The sequence below is a fragment of the Leclercia sp. UBA5958 genome (assembly GCF_002430365.1).
Taxonomy (GTDB): Bacteria; Pseudomonadota; Gammaproteobacteria; order Enterobacterales; family Enterobacteriaceae; genus Enterobacter; species Enterobacter pneumoniae.
The window spans coordinates 115,339-130,567 of the sequence record NZ_DJCE01000001.1 but is presented as its reverse complement, the minus strand read 5'-3'; the positions used below and the strand labels follow the sequence as shown (position 1 = coordinate 130,567).

At 54.5% G+C, this 15,229-nt stretch carries 14 protein-coding genes; 7 read left to right on the top strand and 7 right to left on the bottom strand.

All coding sequences use genetic code 11. From position 1 onward, the window contains the following. Positions 1–37 precede the first annotated feature (37 nt). The 3 genes from B2Q93_RS00665 to B2Q93_RS00655 all read right to left on the bottom strand — a co-directional run bounded on the left by B2Q93_RS00665 (position 38) and on the right by B2Q93_RS00655 (position 3,661). Positions 38–1,945: a DNA topoisomerase III gene (locus B2Q93_RS00665; protein ID WP_286931601.1), complete on the bottom strand. Its 1,908-nt coding sequence runs from the start codon at positions 1,943–1,945 to the stop codon at positions 38–40. Between the two features lie 4 nt (positions 1,946–1,949). After that, positions 1,950–2,993, bottom strand: a complete 1,044-nt coding sequence (gene selD, locus B2Q93_RS00660) for a selenide, water dikinase SelD (protein WP_046885890.1) — start codon at positions 2,991–2,993, stop codon at positions 1,950–1,952. 116 nt (positions 2,994–3,109) lie between these two features. Further along, positions 3,110–3,661, bottom strand: a complete 552-nt coding sequence (locus B2Q93_RS00655) for an NAD(P)H nitroreductase (protein ID WP_212477918.1) — start codon at positions 3,659–3,661, stop codon at positions 3,110–3,112. A gap of 162 nt (positions 3,662–3,823) precedes the next feature. Between B2Q93_RS00655 and sppA the strand changes: the two genes are divergently transcribed. The 4 genes from sppA to pncA all read left to right on the top strand — a co-directional run bounded on the left by sppA (position 3,824) and on the right by pncA (position 7,992). Continuing rightward, complete coding sequence (gene sppA / locus B2Q93_RS00650; RefSeq protein WP_286931600.1) at positions 3,824–5,680, top strand: signal peptide peptidase SppA; 1,857 nt, start codon at positions 3,824–3,826, stop codon at positions 5,678–5,680. 58 nt (positions 5,681–5,738) lie between these two features. Next, on the top strand, positions 5,739–6,755 hold the full coding sequence (gene ansA / locus B2Q93_RS00645; RefSeq protein WP_040076047.1) for an asparaginase: 1,017 nt from the start codon (positions 5,739–5,741) through the stop codon (positions 6,753–6,755). Between the two features lie 69 nt (positions 6,756–6,824). Beyond that, complete coding sequence (locus B2Q93_RS00640; protein ID WP_286931599.1) at positions 6,825–7,256, top strand: DUF2569 family protein; 432 nt, start codon at positions 6,825–6,827, stop codon at positions 7,254–7,256. 94 nt (positions 7,257–7,350) lie between these two features. Then, positions 7,351–7,992 (top strand): bifunctional nicotinamidase/pyrazinamidase, encoded by a 642-nt coding sequence (pncA, locus tag B2Q93_RS00635; protein WP_286931598.1) that lies wholly within the window; start codon positions 7,351–7,353, stop codon positions 7,990–7,992. A 49-nt stretch (positions 7,993–8,041) separates the two neighbouring features. Here the strand turns inward: pncA and B2Q93_RS00630 are convergent, their stop codons facing one another. Together B2Q93_RS00630 and msrB are read right to left on the bottom strand one after the other, a co-directional pair. Further along, the gene (locus tag B2Q93_RS00630; protein ID WP_040076049.1) at positions 8,042–8,317 is read right to left on the bottom strand and encodes a YeaC family protein; all 276 of its coding nucleotides are present in this window, start codon (positions 8,315–8,317) and stop codon (positions 8,042–8,044) included. 42 nt (positions 8,318–8,359) lie between these two features. Next, positions 8,360–8,773 carry a peptide-methionine (R)-S-oxide reductase MsrB gene (gene msrB / locus B2Q93_RS00625; protein ID WP_040076050.1) on the bottom strand — a complete coding sequence of 138 codons (414 nt, stop codon included), beginning with the start codon at positions 8,771–8,773 and terminating at the stop codon, positions 8,360–8,362. A gap of 341 nt (positions 8,774–9,114) precedes the next feature. On the opposite strand from msrB, the gene gapA reads away from it, so the two are divergent. Together gapA and B2Q93_RS00615 are read left to right on the top strand one after the other, a co-directional pair. Beyond that, positions 9,115–10,110: a glyceraldehyde-3-phosphate dehydrogenase gene (gene gapA, locus B2Q93_RS00620; RefSeq protein ID WP_006174810.1), complete on the top strand. Its 996-nt coding sequence runs from the start codon at positions 9,115–9,117 to the stop codon at positions 10,108–10,110. Between the two features lie 73 nt (positions 10,111–10,183). Next, on the top strand, positions 10,184–11,068 hold the full coding sequence (locus B2Q93_RS00615; protein ID WP_046885886.1) for a D-hexose-6-phosphate mutarotase: 885 nt from the start codon (positions 10,184–10,186) through the stop codon (positions 11,066–11,068). 42 nt (positions 11,069–11,110) lie between these two features. On the opposite strand, the gene B2Q93_RS00610 is transcribed toward B2Q93_RS00615, so the two are convergent. Further along, on the bottom strand, positions 11,111–11,965 hold the full coding sequence (locus tag B2Q93_RS00610) for an aldo/keto reductase (RefSeq protein WP_286931597.1): 855 nt from the start codon (positions 11,963–11,965) through the stop codon (positions 11,111–11,113). A gap of 90 nt (positions 11,966–12,055) precedes the next feature. After that, on the bottom strand, positions 12,056–12,802 hold the full coding sequence (locus B2Q93_RS00605) for a MipA/OmpV family protein (RefSeq protein WP_286931596.1): 747 nt from the start codon (positions 12,800–12,802) through the stop codon (positions 12,056–12,058). A 431-nt stretch (positions 12,803–13,233) separates the two neighbouring features. Here B2Q93_RS00605 and yeaG point away from each other — a divergent pair, with 431 nt between their 5' ends. After that, complete coding sequence (gene yeaG / locus B2Q93_RS00600) at positions 13,234–15,168, top strand: protein kinase YeaG (protein WP_046885883.1); 1,935 nt, start codon at positions 13,234–13,236, stop codon at positions 15,166–15,168. Positions 15,169–15,229: the final 61 nt, after the last annotated feature.

Below are 15,229 nucleotides of genomic sequence, written 5' to 3'. Positions count from 1 at the left end.
TTAAAGGCCCGGTGCAGGTTACCTCACCGGGCTTTTTTTATGCTGCGCTGCGCTTTTTTTTAAAGGGTTTCTTATTACCGCCACCTGGCGCTGACATCCCCCTGAACTGCCTGACCGGGGTACTCTTCGCCTGGTTAATCAAATCAAACAGGGTGCCCACCAGCGGCTGCATAAAGTCCTGATAACGGCACTGCTTCTCACTGATTTGTGTCAGTACCGACTCCCAGTGGGCTGTCATATCCGGCCGTGCGGCCAGTTCAGGCAGCGAGTGGATCAGCGCCCGTCCCGGATCGGTGGAGTGAATGTAGCGCCCTTTCTTGATCAAAAAACCCCGTTTGAACAGCAGCTCGATGATCCCGGCGCGGGTAGCTTCGGTGCCTAATCCGTCCGTCGCGCGCAGGATCTTCTTCAGATCTTTGTCCTGCACAAAGCGGGCAATACCGGTCATGGCCGAGAGCAACGTCGCATCGGTAAAGTGACGCGGCGGCTGCGTCTGCCGCTCAACGACTTCGCCTTTCTCACAGAGCAGTTCGTCCTCTTTTGCCACCACCGGCAGCGGCGTACCGTCGTTCTCTTCATCGCGCTCTTTATTGCCCAGCAGCGTCCGCCATCCGGCTTCGGCCAGGAAACGCGCTTTGGCCACGAATTTGCCTTTGGCGATCTCCAGCTCAATGACGCACTTGCGGAATACCGCATCAGGGCAGAACTGCATCAGATACTGGCGGGCAATCAGGTTGTACACTTTCGCTTCGTTGTCCGTCAGCGTGACCTTGCTACTGCGCGCCGTCGGAATAATGGCGTGGTGGGCATCGACTTTTTTGTCATCCCAGCAGCGGTTGCGGGTATCTGCATTAACGACAGGCTGGCCTGATAACTCCGGCGCATGCGCGCCGATGGCGTTCATCACCGCGTGCCGCCCGGCAAAATGCTCCTCGGGCAGGTATCGGCTGTCAGAACGCGGATAAGTTATCAATTTATGGGTTTCGTACAACTTCTGGCAGATATCAAGCACGTTTTGCGCGCTCAGGCCAAAGCGTTTCGCCGCTTCAATCTGCAGCGCTGAGAGCGAAAACGGCAACGGGGCCGGTTCTGATTCTCGTTTATCGTTATAGCTGGTCACGACCGCCGGTTGCCCGCCGATACGGTTCACGACGTGATCTGCCAGCGGACGATGTAGCAAACGCCCCTCTTCATCCTGATAGGGTTCGCAGGCTTCGCTGGGTTGCCAGGTCGCGGTAAAGCGCTCCTCTTTCGGGGTGACGATATGCGCTTTCACTTCAAAGAAATCTTTGGCAACGAAGTTTTCGATCTCTTCGTCACGACGCACCACCAGCCCCAGGACTGGCGTCTGGACGCGGCCCACGGAGAGCACGCCCTGATAGCCTGCATTGCGCCCAAGAATGGTGTAGGCGCGGGTCATATTAATGCCGTACAGCCAGTCGGCGCGCGCCCGGGCCAGCGCCGAGACGCAGAGCGGTACAAACTCGCTATTGGCACGCAGTCGCGAGATGGCGCGCTCGACCGCCTGCGGGTTGAGATCGTTAATCAGACAGCGCTGCACCTGCTGACGCTTTTCTGGTGCCAGTTGCAGGTAGTCCAGCACCTCATCCACCAGCAACTGCCCTTCCCTGTCCGGGTCACCGGCGTGAATGATTTCCGCCGCATCGTGCAAGAAGCGCTTAATCACATTGAGCTGTTTAGTTACCGACGGGCGCGGCTGAAGCTGCCATTTTTCCGGCACGATGGGCAGGTCGTTAAGATTCCAGCGGGCATAACGGCTGTCGTAGGCATCGGGCTGCGCCTGCTCCAGCAGGTGGCCGATACACCAGGTCACCACCTGGCCATTACCACACGCAATAAAACCATCGCCTTTGCGGTGCGGTTTAGGCAACACATCGGCGATGGCGCGACCGAGACTCGGTTTTTCGGCAATAAATAACCGCATCGAATTACTGGATCTCGATCATTGGCCGTCCACCACGAGCCGTGACCAGCTCGCCGATGGCGCTCAGGTTGATGCCGTATTCCGCGGCGGTGGCTTTCACTTCGGCTTCGGCCTCTGGCGTTACCGCCAGCAGCAGACCGCCAGAGGTTTGCGGATCGCACAGCAGATCACGCCACTCGGCGGGCATCTCGCCCATCAGATGACCGTAGCTGGCAAAGTTGCGCTGGGTGCCACCCGGCACCGCCCCCTGGGCAATATATGCTTCGACACCCGGCAGTTTCGGCACATCCTGATACCAGAGTTGCGCCTGCACGCCCGCCCCCTGACACACCTCGCTCAGGTGGCCAAGCAGGCCAAAGCCGGTGACGTCCGTCATCGCCTTCACACCATCAATGTTGGCAAAAGCCGCCCCGGCGAGGTTCATCTGACACATCACTTCCGCCGCCAGGCCTTTATGTTCAGGCTTGAGCAGAGATTTCTTCTCCGCGGTGGTGAGCACGCCAATCCCCAGCGGCTTGGTCAGATAGAGTTTGCAGCCTGGCTCGGCGGTACTGTTGCGTTTAACGCGTTCGGTGGGCACCACGCCGGTCACCGCCAGGCCAAAGATAGGCTCTGGTGCGTCGATAGAGTGGCCGCCTGCCAGCGCAATGCCCGCCTGCTGGCAAGCAAAACGTCCGCCCTCAATCACCTCGCGGGCAATTTCCGGTGCCAGGGTATTAATGGGCCAGCCAAGAATGGCAATCGCCATAATGGGTTTACCCCCCATCGCGAAGATATCGCTGATGGCGTTGGTGGCGGCGATGCGGCCAAAGTCGTACGGGTTGTCGACAATCGGCATAAAGAAATCGGTGGTGCTAATGATGCTGGTCCCGTTGCCTAAATCGTAAACGGCGGCGTCGTCACGGGTTTCGTTGCCAACAAGCAGGTTCGGGTCGACAAACTTCGCCTGCTCGCTGTGAAGTATGGTTTCCAGCACTTTGGGGGAAATTTTACAACCGCAACCGGCTCCGTGGCTGTATTGCGTTAAACGAATGGTTTGCTCGCTCATGGACATCTCCTGTCATTGCAATTGCGTTATGTTAACGCTCATTCCATTACGGAGTAAGTATGGGTGTCTGAATTCTGGTGCACTTGCACAGAATCCAGACAGTTTAGCCCAGGTCGTCAGAAGCGGGTGACGAACGGCGAGGTATCGGGCACTGAGACGGTGGTGGACGCTTTCAACTGCGGCGTACCGAGATAGAGGAAACCGACGATTTTATCTTCTGTTCTGCAATCAAGCGCATCTCGTACCACCGGGCTGTCGGTTAATGCCCCGCTGCGCCAGATACCATTGAAGCCCTGCGCGAGGGCAGCCATCTGCATTGCCATGACCGCGCATCCGGCGGACATCTCCTGCTCCCAGACGGGAACTTTGTGATTCGGCTGACATTTGGCGACCACGGCGATGATCATCGGCGCGCGGAATGGCGCATTTCGCGCTTTCTCGATCGCTTTTTCATCCTGCTCAGCGGCAATAGCCCCCTTTTCCAGCAGCGCGCTGAAACGCGTGCGGCCTTCACCTTCTATGATAAAGAAGTGCCACGGCTGTAACGTACCGTGATCGGGCGCGCGCAAGGCTGCGCGAAGGATATTTTCCAGCTGTTCACCAGCGGGAGCGGGCTCAGTAAGGCGCGAGGCGCTGCGGCGGTTAACCAGCAGTTCTAGTGCATCCATGGGGTAACTCCTGTCTACGGATTTACTCAAAATTAACACGACAGCAGATTTTGTTACAGCGTGGCAGGCGATTCCTGCTGACAAGAGGCAGTTGGGTCATTACGATAGCCCGACAACCCGTCCATGGCGACGGGCCGGGTAATTTTTGGACAGGGAGAAGAGATGCGAACCCTTTGGCGTTTTTTTGCCGGATTTTTTAAATGGACGTGGCGGCTGCTTAATTTCGTCCGTCAGCTGGTCATGAACCTCTTTTTCATCTTGCTGGTGATGGTTTGCGTTGGCGTCTGGATGCATATAAGCAGCACCACTCAAAGTCAGCATGCCACGCGCGGTGCGCTGCTGCTGGATATTGCTGGGGTGGTGGTCGATAAACCTTCTACCAACAACCGACTCGGCGTGCTGGGTCGCCAGCTGTTTGGTGCCAGCAGCGATCGTCTGCAGGAGAATTCGCTGTTTGACATCGTCGACGCGATTCGCCAGGCGAAAGCAGATCGTAACATCACCGGGATCGTTCTCGACCTGAGAAACTTCGCGGGGGCCGACCAGCCTTCCATGCAGTACATTGGTAAAGCGCTACGCGAGTTCCGCGACAGCGGCAAACCGGTCATCGCTGTGGGCGATAACTACAGTCAGGGGCAATATTATCTGGCCAGTTTCGCCAATAAAATTTGGCTCTCGCCGCAAGGTACCGTGGACCTGCATGGCTTTGCGACCAATGGCCTTTATTACAAATCGCTGCTGGATAAGCTGAAAGTCACCACCCATGTCTTCCGTGTTGGCACCTATAAATCGGCCGTTGAGCCGTTTATTCGCGATGATATGTCCCCTGCCGCCCGCGAGGCTGACAGCCGCTGGATTGGCGAACTGTGGCAGAACTATCTCGGCACCGTGGCCGCTAACCGCCAGATCACGCCTGAACAGCTTTTCCCGGGCGCACAGGCGGTGCTTGATGGCCTGCGTAAGGTCGATGGCGACACGGCGAAATATGCCCTGAATAACAAACTGGTTGATGTGCTCGGCTCCAGCGCCGACATCGAAAAAGCCCTGACCAAACAGTTTGGCTGGAGCAAAGAGGACAAAAACTTCAGCGCCATCAGCTTCTATGATTACCAGCCGAACAAACCGGCCGATGCTGGCGACAGTATTGCGGTGGTGTTTGCTAACGGCGCCATCATGGACGGGGAAGAGACGCCGGGTAACGTGGGCGGTGATACTACCGCTTCGCAGATCCGCGATGCACGCCTCGATCCAAAAGTGAAAGCGATTGTTCTGCGGGTTAATAGCCCGGGCGGCAGCGTCAGCGCTTCTGAGGTGATCCGCGCCGAGCTGGCTGCGGCGCGCGCGGCGGGTAAACCGGTGGTCGTATCGATGGGCGGTATGGCGGCCTCTGGCGGTTACTGGATCTCCACGCCAGCGAACTACATCGTGGCGAACCCGAGCACCCTGACCGGCTCTATCGGTATCTTCGGGGTCATCAACACCATGGAGAACAGCCTGGATTATCTGGGTGTGCATTCCGACGGCGTAGCCACCTCACCGCTGGCAGATGTCGCGGTAACCAAAGCGCTGCCGCCAGAAGTGTCGCAGATGATGCAGCTCAGCATTGAGAATGGTTACAAGCGCTTTATTACGCTGGTTGCCGACTCGCGCAAGAAGACGCCGGAGCAGATCGATCAGATTGCCCAGGGTCACGTCTGGACCGGTCAGGATGCCAAAAAGAACGGTCTGGTTGATAGCCTCGGCGATTTCGACGATGCCGTCGCGAAAGCGGCTGAACTGGCGAAGCTGAAGCAGTGGCATGTGGACTACTATCAGGACGAACCTACGTTCTTCGACGTGGTCGTGAACAGCATGTCAGGCTCGGTGCGCGCCATGTTGCCGCAGGCGCTACAGGCGATGCTGCCGGCACCAGTGGCCTCGGCGGCCAGCGTGGTAAAAGGTGAAAGCGATAAGCTCGCGGCCTTTAACGATCCACAAAATCGTTACGCGTTCTGCCTAACCTGCGCCAACGTGCGTTAATCCTCATCCCCTCTTCCGTGAAGAGGGGATTTTTCTTTGAAGCCAAGAACACAACATCATGCACAAGAAATCGATCTACGTGGCTTATACCGGCGGTACCATCGGTATGCAGCGCTCTGAAAATGGTTACATCCCGGTCTCGGGTCATCTGCAACGCCAGCTGGCGCTGATGCCGGAGTTTCATCGCCCGGAGATGCCAGACTTCACCATTCACGAGTATGACCCGCTAATGGACTCCTCCGATATGACGCCAGAGGACTGGCAGCATATCGCCGACGATATTAAAGCTCATTACGATCTGTATGACGGCTTCGTGATCCTGCATGGCACCGACACCATGGCGTTTACCGCCTCGGCGCTCTCTTTTATGCTGGAGAACCTGGGTAAGCCCGTGATTGTGACCGGCTCGCAAATCCCGCTGGCCGAGCTGCGCTCTGACGGGCAGATCAATCTGCTGAACTCCCTGTACGTAGCGGCGAACTACCCGATTAACGAGGTCGCGCTGTTCTTTAATAACCGCCTCTTCCGGGGTAACCGCACCACCAAAGCCCACGCGGATGGTTTCGATGCGTTTGCCTCACCTAACCTGCAACCGCTGCTGGAGGCGGGTATTCATATTCGCCGCCTCGGTACCCCGCCTGCGCCAAATACCCTGGGCGAACTAGTGGTCCATCCGATTACGCCGCAGCCGATTGGCGTAGTGACGATCTACCCGGGGATCTCGGCGGATGTGGTGCGAAACTTTCTGCGTCAGCCGGTGAAAGCGTTAATACTGCGTTCATACGGGGTGGGCAATGCTCCGCAGAATGGTGAATTTCTGCAAGAGCTGCAGGCCGCAAGCGAACGCGGCATTGTGGTGGTGAATTTGACGCAGTGCATGTCCGGTAAGGTCAACATGGGCGGATACGCCACGGGTAACGCGCTGGCGCATGCCGGGGTGATCAGCGGCTTTGATATGACGGTGGAAGCCACCCTTACCAAATTGCACTACCTTCTGAGCCAGGATCTGGATATCCACGCCATACGTCTCGCCATGATGCAGAACCTGCGCGGCGAACTGACGCCAGACGAATAGAGTCGGTTGGGAAGCACGAGAGGGTGACGGCGTTGCCCTCCTCGCCCGCTATCTCATGAGAGGGAGCTTATGAGCAACAGTAACAAAATTGACGGTTTTCTCTTGTTTCCTGCAGCCGGTTTGATACTTTCCTGCATCGCCGGGGCGTTCAACGCCTGGGTGGTCGTGTTACTCCTGTGGCTCTTTTTTACGGGTGAAGACCATGACGTCGGGCTGGCTGTTGCAGCGTTAACCCTGCCGAGCATTGTCTATCTGACTTTGCTGGGCAACGCCTGCTGGCAGTTCTTCAGAAAAAGTAAGCGAACCCGAAAAGCCATGATTGCCTATTACGTGGGTAATTTTGTTATCAACGCCGGTTCGGTCATCTACAGCGGGATGGCCTTCGATATGTCACTGCAATTCGCCGACCTGCTCTGGCTTCTGGTCTCCTCTTTCAGCCTGATTGTTTTAGTGCCCTGGTTTATCTACTCGAAACGAGTCCCTGTCGTCTTTTGTCGTTAATCCCTTGGCGTCCAGGAATGCTCCGGATAGCATTCTATGGCCCCGCTTTACCATTAAAATTAGATGATAAATACGCTGCTTTTAAGGAATGAATATGACGCAACGAGCTTTATTACTGGTTGATCTGCAAAATGATTTTTGCGCAGGCGGCGCACTGGCGGTAGCAGAAGGCGACAGCACTGTTGATATCGCTAATACGCTTATTGAGTGGTGTAAAGCCCGCGGCGATGCCGTGGTGGCAAGCCAGGACTGGCATCCGGAAAATCACGGTAGCTTTGCCAGCCAGCATGACGTTGAACCTTATAGCCAGGGCGAACTCGACGGGCTAGCACAGACATTCTGGCCGGGTCACTGCGTTCAGCAGACCGAAGGCGCTGAGCTCCACCCTTTGCTTAACCAAAAAGCGATTGATGCGGTGTTCCACAAAGGCGAAAACCCGGCCATCGACAGTTATAGCGCGTTCTTTGATAACGGCCATCGTCAGAAAACGGCGCTGGATGCGTGGCTACGCCACCATGAAATCGTTGAGCTTATTGTGCTGGGTCTGGCGACAGATTATTGCGTGAAATTTACCGTGCTGGACGCACTCCAACTGGGGTACACCGTCAACGTGATTACCGATGGCTGCCGCGGCGTCAATCTTCAGCCTCAGGATAGCGCGCAGGCGTTTATGGATATGGCCGCCGCTGGTGCCACCCTGTATACGCTGGAAGACTGGCAAGAAACACAGGCGTAGTCCTGTTGCCGGGCGGCGGTACTTTCACCGCCCGGCACGCACCAACCCATCAGGATTTGAACATGGCAATCGATTTTGGCGCGATGCCGAAATCTTCCTTCAGCTGTTGTTTACTCTTCATCACCATCTGCCCCTGGGTATCAATGGTCATATGTTGCGCGTCGGTGTTATGCCGTGCCTGCCAGAGCATAACCAGTTGCAGGCTGTTCTCTTTCTGGGCCGGGGTCAGCGCCACCCCATCAGGCCATTTTCCCAGCTCAACGGCGGTGACCAGGCGTTGATAAACGTCCTCTGTCATCCCACTAATCATCTCGTCAATATTCATGATTTACCCGGCTCCGGTGGAATAATTTGCTGAATCGATTTTTCAACCTTTAGTCTGGTCGCCATTCTGGTCATCGGTGAAGCTTAACGAGGCAGAATTGACGCAGAAACGCTCCCCTGTTGGCTGAGGGCCGTCCGGGAAAACATGACCGAGGTGGGCATCGCAATTTCCACAGCGGATTTCGATGCGCTGCATACCATGAGAGTTGTCGGTCAGATAGCGGATTGCCTCATCGCTGACGGGCTCATAGAAGCTTGGCCAACCGCAGCCAGAATCATATTTACTTTCAGAGTTAAACAGGGCGGCATCACACACCAGGCAGTGGTAAATCCCATCACGTTTGTTATGCAGTAAACGCCCGGTGAACGGCGGCTCGGTGCCGTGGTTCTGGGTCACGTAGAACTGCATTTCTGTTAGATTTTTCTTCAGTTCGTCCGGGTTGGATTGATTCGACATAAGCTCATATCTCACGATTGAAAACAGACAACGTTTAGGTCGATTCTAACAAAACATTAACACTGAAGTGTGAACTTTTGTTCTAAACTTAGTCGTTGCGAAAAGGCGGTCGGCCAAATGTGATCTAATCCACATTTTTCTTCGGCCAGCCCTTTAAAATTCACGGCGCAGTCCCCATATGGTTGCAAGCTCCGAGGGAATGTTAGGCGAGTCAATCGCCCAAAGGTCGCGCGAAGGATTGATTTGTCGCAATGATTGACACGATTCCGCTTGACGCTGCGTATGGTTTTTGTAATTTTACAGGCAACCTTTTATTCACTAACAAATAGCTGGTGGAATATATGACTATCAAAGTAGGTATCAACGGTTTTGGCCGTATCGGTCGCATTGTTTTCCGTGCTGCTCAGGAACGTTCTGACATCGAAATCGTTGGTATCAACGATCTGTTGGACGCTGAATACATGGCGTACATGCTGAAGTACGACTCAACTCACGGTCGCTTCAACGGTACTGTTGAAGTTAAAGACGGCCACCTGGTTGTTAACGGCAAAACCATCCGTGTTACTGCTGAAAAAGATCCAGCTAACCTGAAGTGGAACGAAATCGGTGTTGACGTGGTTGCTGAAGCAACCGGTATCTTCCTGACCGACGAAACTGCACGTAAGCACATCACCGCTGGCGCGAAAAAAGTTGTTCTGACTGGTCCTTCCAAAGACAACACCCCAATGTTCGTACGTGGTGCTAACTTCGAAACTTACGCTGGCCAGGATATCGTTTCCAACGCATCCTGCACCACCAACTGCCTGGCACCGCTGGCGAAAGTTATCAACGACAACTTCGGTATCGTTGAAGGCCTGATGACCACCGTTCACGCGACCACCGCAACTCAGAAAACCGTTGACGGCCCGTCTCACAAAGACTGGCGTGGCGGCCGTGGCGCGGCTCAGAACATCATCCCATCCTCTACCGGTGCTGCTAAAGCGGTAGGTAAAGTACTGCCAGAACTGAATGGCAAACTGACTGGTATGGCGTTCCGCGTTCCGACTCCTAACGTATCCGTTGTTGACCTGACCGTTCGTCTGGAAAAAGCTGCTTCTTATGAAGAAATTAAGAAAGCAATCAAAGCTGCTTCCGAAGGCGCAATGAAAGGCGTTCTGGGTTACACCGAAGATGACGTTGTTTCTACCGATTTCAACGGCGAAGTATGCACTTCCGTGTTCGATGCTAAAGCAGGTATCGCACTGAACGACAACTTCGTTAAGCTGGTATCCTGGTACGACAACGAAACCGGTTACTCCAACAAAGTACTGGACCTGATCGCTCACATCTCCAAATAAGTTGAGATGAGACACTGATCCAAAAGGCGACTTCGGTCGCCTTTTTTATTGCTTCAAGACAGAGGATTGCTTAATGATTAATAAAATTTTTGCACTTCCGGTAGTCGAAGAACTTACCCCTGTGCTTTCCCGCCGTCAGATTGACGGAGCCGACATCATTGTCGTTGATCACCCGCGCGTAAAAGCCTCCGTAGCGCTGAATGGCGCTCACCTGCTCTCCTGGAAACCAGAAGGTCAAACCGAAGCGCTGTGGCTCAGCGACAACACCTCTTTCAAAAAAGGGGCGGCGATCCGCGGCGGTGTGCCGATTTGCTGGCCGTGGTTTGGCCCGGCGGCACAGTCAGGTTTGCCTGCTCACGGGTTTGCCCGTAATCAACAGTGGACCTTGAAAGCGCACAATGACGATGAAAATGGTGTGGTACTGACGTTTGAACTGCAGGCAAATGAGGAGACCCGTGCGCTCTGGCCGCATGATTTCACACTTTATGCACGCTTCAAGCTGGGTAAAACCTGTGAAATCGAACTGGAAGCCCACGGCGAATTTGAAACCACCAGCGCCCTGCACACCTATTTCAACGTGGGTGACATCAGCGCGGTCAAGGTGAGTGGATTGGGCGATACCTTTATCGACAAAGTGGATAACGCCAAAGAGGGCAAACTGAGCGACGGCGTGCAGACCTTCCCGGATCGTACCGACCGCGTTTATCTGCATCCGGAAGCGTGCAGCGTCATTCATGACGCCGCCCTGAACCGCAGCGTCGAAGTGGTGCACCATCACCATAGCAACGTTGTGGGCTGGAACCCGGGCCCGGCGCTCTCTGTGAGCATGGCCGACGTACCGGACGAGGGTTATAAGACCTTCGTCTGTGTAGAAACCGCCTGCGTAACATCACCACAGAAGACCAGCGAAGAGAAGCCTTCTCGCCTGGGACAAACTATTAGCATCATTCAGCGCTAATGATGCCCGCCCCACTCCCCACGGGAGCGGGGCGTTTTACCATCACACCATATCCAGCGGCGTTTTATGGCCAGGCGCCGGAAATGCGTCCGCAAGCATAGCTATCTCTTCGTCAGAGAGCGTAATCTCTAACGCCTGCGCGTTATCCCTGACATGCTCCGGCGAGCCCGCTTTTGGAATCGCTATCACCCCCTGATGACTAATGACCCATGCCAACAGGATCTGCGCCGGCGTGGCGCGATGACGTTGTGCTATCTCATTGACCACCGGATGCGTCATTAATCCAGAACGTAATCGCCCGGCCTGAGCCAGGGGGCAGTAAGCCATTACCGGCATCTGCTGTTGCTGACACCAGGGAAGAAGATCGTATTCGATGCCTCGCGAAGCCAGATGATAGAGGACCTGATTTGTCGCGCAGGCCTGCCCTCCGGGCACTTGCCAGAGCGCCTGCATATCTTCAACATCCAGATTAGATACACCCCAGCGGCGAATTTTGCCCTGACGCTGCAAGGTCTCCATCAACCGGACGGTCTCCTCCAGGCCGTATTCGCCTCGCCAGTGCAGCAGATAGAGATCGAGGTAGTCCGTACCCAGGCGGCGTAAGCTGGCTTCACAGGCCGCCATCCCTTTCTGGCCTGCCGCGTTCCACGGATAGACTTTGGAGACCAGATAGACTTTATCCCGTACTCCTTTAATCGCTTCGCCAACCACCTCTTCTGCTTTGCCGTCTGCGTACATTTCTGCGGTATCGATCAGGGTGAGGCCCAGTTCGATGCCCGTGCGCAGCGCAGTGACCTCCTGAGAACGAAGGCTGTTTTTCTCACCCATATACCAGGTGCCCTGGCCAATGGCCGGCAGAGTCTCTTTTTCGCCAAACATAACGGTTTTTTTGCTCATCTGTTTCTCCTGTTTCACCGCACCAACATAATGCAAACGGGGCGCAAGCGCCCCGTTGTAATGCAGTGATTGCACTGTGAAGATGCACAATCAGAAACTGTAGGTCACCCCAACAGAGAACGCACCTGCCCAGGATTTATCGACCATCGGGCTGTCCTTGATCTCGTCGCTCAGACGGGTATAACGGCCGGTGCCGTAGATATTCCAGTCCTGAGTGAATTCGTAGCTGGCAGTGAGCGCCAGGTACGGGTTCCAGCCATCGTCAGCATTGTAACGATCTAACCCACTACGATTTGCCTCACGACGGGACACCCCATAGTAGTAATCATTGTAGTTTTCACTGGTGTACTCCACGCCAATACCCGGCGTCAGCGTCAGGCCGCCGTTGGTATAGCGATACAACCAGGCCAGATCCCAAATGTAGCCGTTGCTGTTATCGAGCGTGTCAGCTGCCAGGGAGGTACGCAGGAAACCATACTGGGTGTTATGCACGTAGGAGAGACCCGCCATCATGGTGCTCTTACGTTTATCGAGCTGCTTCAGTCGCCAGTCGTCGCTGTCGCCCGGCTTGAAGTGCATCGGATCGTAGTAAGCCATGATCGAGAGCTTATCGCTTTCGTCATTCCACAGATAATAGCCACCGCCAAGACCGCGGAACCAGAAGTTGTCACCTTCATAGGTGATAACCGGTACCGGATAGACATCACGGTCATAGTCTTTGTACGGGCTATTGAGCACGCCGACGCCTGCGCCGACAGACCACTGATTCTCCGCGCTAGCGGTACCCACTGAAGCGGCAGCGAGAATTCCCAGTGCCAGAAGTTTGAGTTTGGTCACAATCCATTCTTTCCTGTAGTCAAATAATCCGCGAAAGGAGTTTAACCGCCCTTCGCGCGCTTTCCCAATTTTTTACATACGAATATTTCTGATAAACAGATTAATTTCTGCGATGCACATGACGAAATATTGTCACTCCGATGACAGAACCGCGAAATAAGTGTGTTTGACTTAAAAATTATCGCTGATTTTTCGGATGAGTTATTGATATGTCATTGAAATTAGATTTGGGCGACATGCAAGTTTTGCAAATGCCATCTACGCTTAATTTTAAGAAGATGAATTCCTGACCACCCCGCAGTTTTAGCCCCCGACCTGGCACACGGGTTGCTGCTTTTGCAGTGAGGTGCAAAGGATCCCGCTTCCGGGAGCCTCCACTATTCATACGAACGGCTCTTATCCTGTGCTAAAAAACGAAAGGACGGCATGCCATGAATATATTCGATCACTATCGCCAGCGCTATGAAGCTGCCAAGGACGAAGAGTTCACACTGCAGGAGTTTCTTGCCATCTGTAAGCAAGATCGCAGTGCCTATGCTAACGCGGCAGAACGGCTATTGATGGCTATCGGTGAGCCACAGATGGTGGACACTGCCCAGGAACCACGGCTTTCCCGTCTTTTTTCCAATCGGGTCGTCGCCCGATATCCTGCGTTCGAAGAGTTTTATGGCATGGAGGATGCCATTGAGCAGATCGTCTCTTATCTGAAGCACGCGGCACAAGGGCTGGAAGAGAAGAAACAGATTCTGTATCTGCTGGGGCCGGTGGGTGGCGGTAAATCGTCACTGGCTGAACGTCTGAAATCATTAATGCAGCGGGTGCCAATCTATGTGCTGAGCGCCAACGGTGAGCGCAGCCCGGTGAATGATCACCCGCTCTGTCTATTTAATCCGCAGGAAGATGCGCAGATCCTGGATAAAGAGTACGGCATTCCCCGTCGTTATCTGGGCACCATCATGTCACCCTGGGCGGCAAAACGTCTGCACGAATTTGGCGGCGATATTACCAAATTTCGCGTGGTAAAAGTCTGGCCGTCCATTCTGGAACAGATTGCTATCGCCAAGACGGAACCGGGTGATGAGAACAACCAGGATATCTCTGCCCTGGTCGGTAAAGTCGATATCCGTAAACTGGAAAACCATGCCCAAAACGATCCAGATGCGTACGGCTACTCGGGCGCGCTCTGCCGGGCAAACCAGGGGGTGATGGAATTTGTCGAGATGTTTAAGGCCCCCATCAAAGTGCTGCACCCGCTGCTGACCGCGACGCAGGAAGGCAACTACAACGGGACTGAAGGCATCTCCGCCCTGCCGTTCAACGGCATTATTCTGGCTCACTCGAACGAATCGGAGTGGGTCACGTTCAGAAATAACAAAAACAATGAGGCCTTCCTTGACCGTGTTTACATCGTCAAGGTGCCTTATTGCCTGCGCATCTCAGAAGAGATCAAAATTTACGAAAAACTGCTGAATCACAGTGAGCTGGTGCATGCGCCCTGCGCCCCTGGCACCCTGGAAACGCTGTCACGCTTCTCAATCTTGTCGCGTTTGAAAGAGCCTGAAAACTCAAGCATCTACTCAAAAATGCGCGTGTACGATGGTGAGAGCCTGAAAGACACTGACCCGAAAGCGAAATCCTACCAGGAGTATCGCGACTATGCGGGCGTTGATGAAGGGATGAACGGGTTGTCTACGCGCTTCGCGTTTAAGATCCTCTCTCGCGTATTCAACTTCGACCATGCGGAAGTGGCGGCAAACCCGGTACACCTGTTCTATGTTCTGGAGCAGCAGATTGAGCGTGAGCAGTTCCCGCAGGAGCAGGCCGAACGTTACCTTGAGTTCCTTAAAGGTTATCTGATCCCGAAATATGCTGAGTTCATTGGCAAGGAGATCCAGACCGCCTACCTGGAGTCGTACTCCGAGTACGGCCAGAACATTTTTGACCGCTATGTTACCTATGCCGATTTCTGGATCCAGGATCAGGAGTACCGCGATCCGGACACCGGTCAGCTCTTCGATCGTGAATCGCTGAACGCCGAGCTGGAAAAAATCGAGAAGCCTGCCGGGATCAGTAACCCGAAAGACTTCCGTAATGAGATCGTTAACTTTGTGCTGCGTGCCCGGGCAAATAACAACGGTCGCAACCCCAACTGGACCAGTTATGAAAAACTGCGCACGGTCATTGAGAAGAAAATGTTCTCTAATACTGAGGAGTTGCTGCCGGTGATTTCGTTTAACGCCAAAACTTCCACCGACGAGCAGAAAAAGCACGACGACTTTGTCGACCGTATGATGGAGAAAGGCTATACCCGCAAGCAGGTTCGCCTGCTGTGTGAATGGTATCTCCGCGTCCGTAAATCATCATAACAATGATGCCCGGCGGTGAAAGCCTGCCGGGCAAACAGCAACTGCGCATACCCGTAAGGGT

Excerpts from the sequence above, each read along its gene's own strand:
- B2Q93_RS00630 (WP_040076049.1), bottom strand. The coding sequence starts at position 8,317 with ATGAATATTGACGAGATGATTAGTGGGATGACAGAGGACGTTTATCAA.
- selD (WP_046885890.1), bottom strand. The coding sequence starts at position 2,993 with ATGAGCGAGCAAACCATTCGTTTAACGCAATACAGCCACGGAGCCGGT.
- B2Q93_RS00640 (WP_286931599.1), top strand. The coding sequence starts at position 6,825 with ATGAGCAACAGTAACAAAATTGACGGTTTTCTCTTGTTTCCTGCAGCC.
- B2Q93_RS00610 (WP_286931597.1), bottom strand. The coding sequence starts at position 11,965 with ATGAGCAAAAAAACCGTTATGTTTGGCGAAAAAGAGACTCTGCCGGCC.
- B2Q93_RS00655 (WP_212477918.1), bottom strand. The coding sequence starts at position 3,661 with ATGGATGCACTAGAACTGCTGGTTAACCGCCGCAGCGCCTCGCGCCTT.
- sppA (WP_286931600.1), top strand. The coding sequence starts at position 3,824 with ATGCGAACCCTTTGGCGTTTTTTTGCCGGATTTTTTAAATGGACGTGG.
- B2Q93_RS00665 (WP_286931601.1), bottom strand. The coding sequence starts at position 1,945 with ATGCGGTTATTTATTGCCGAAAAACCGAGTCTCGGTCGCGCCATCGCC.
- msrB (WP_040076050.1), bottom strand. The coding sequence starts at position 8,773 with ATGTCGAATCAATCCAACCCGGACGAACTGAAGAAAAATCTAACAGAA.
- B2Q93_RS00615 (WP_046885886.1), top strand. The coding sequence starts at position 10,184 with ATGATTAATAAAATTTTTGCACTTCCGGTAGTCGAAGAACTTACCCCT.
- gapA (WP_006174810.1), top strand. The coding sequence starts at position 9,115 with ATGACTATCAAAGTAGGTATCAACGGTTTTGGCCGTATCGGTCGCATT.
- pncA (WP_286931598.1), top strand. The coding sequence starts at position 7,351 with ATGACGCAACGAGCTTTATTACTGGTTGATCTGCAAAATGATTTTTGC.
- ansA (WP_040076047.1), top strand. The coding sequence starts at position 5,739 with ATGCACAAGAAATCGATCTACGTGGCTTATACCGGCGGTACCATCGGT.
- yeaG (WP_046885883.1), top strand. The coding sequence starts at position 13,234 with ATGAATATATTCGATCACTATCGCCAGCGCTATGAAGCTGCCAAGGAC.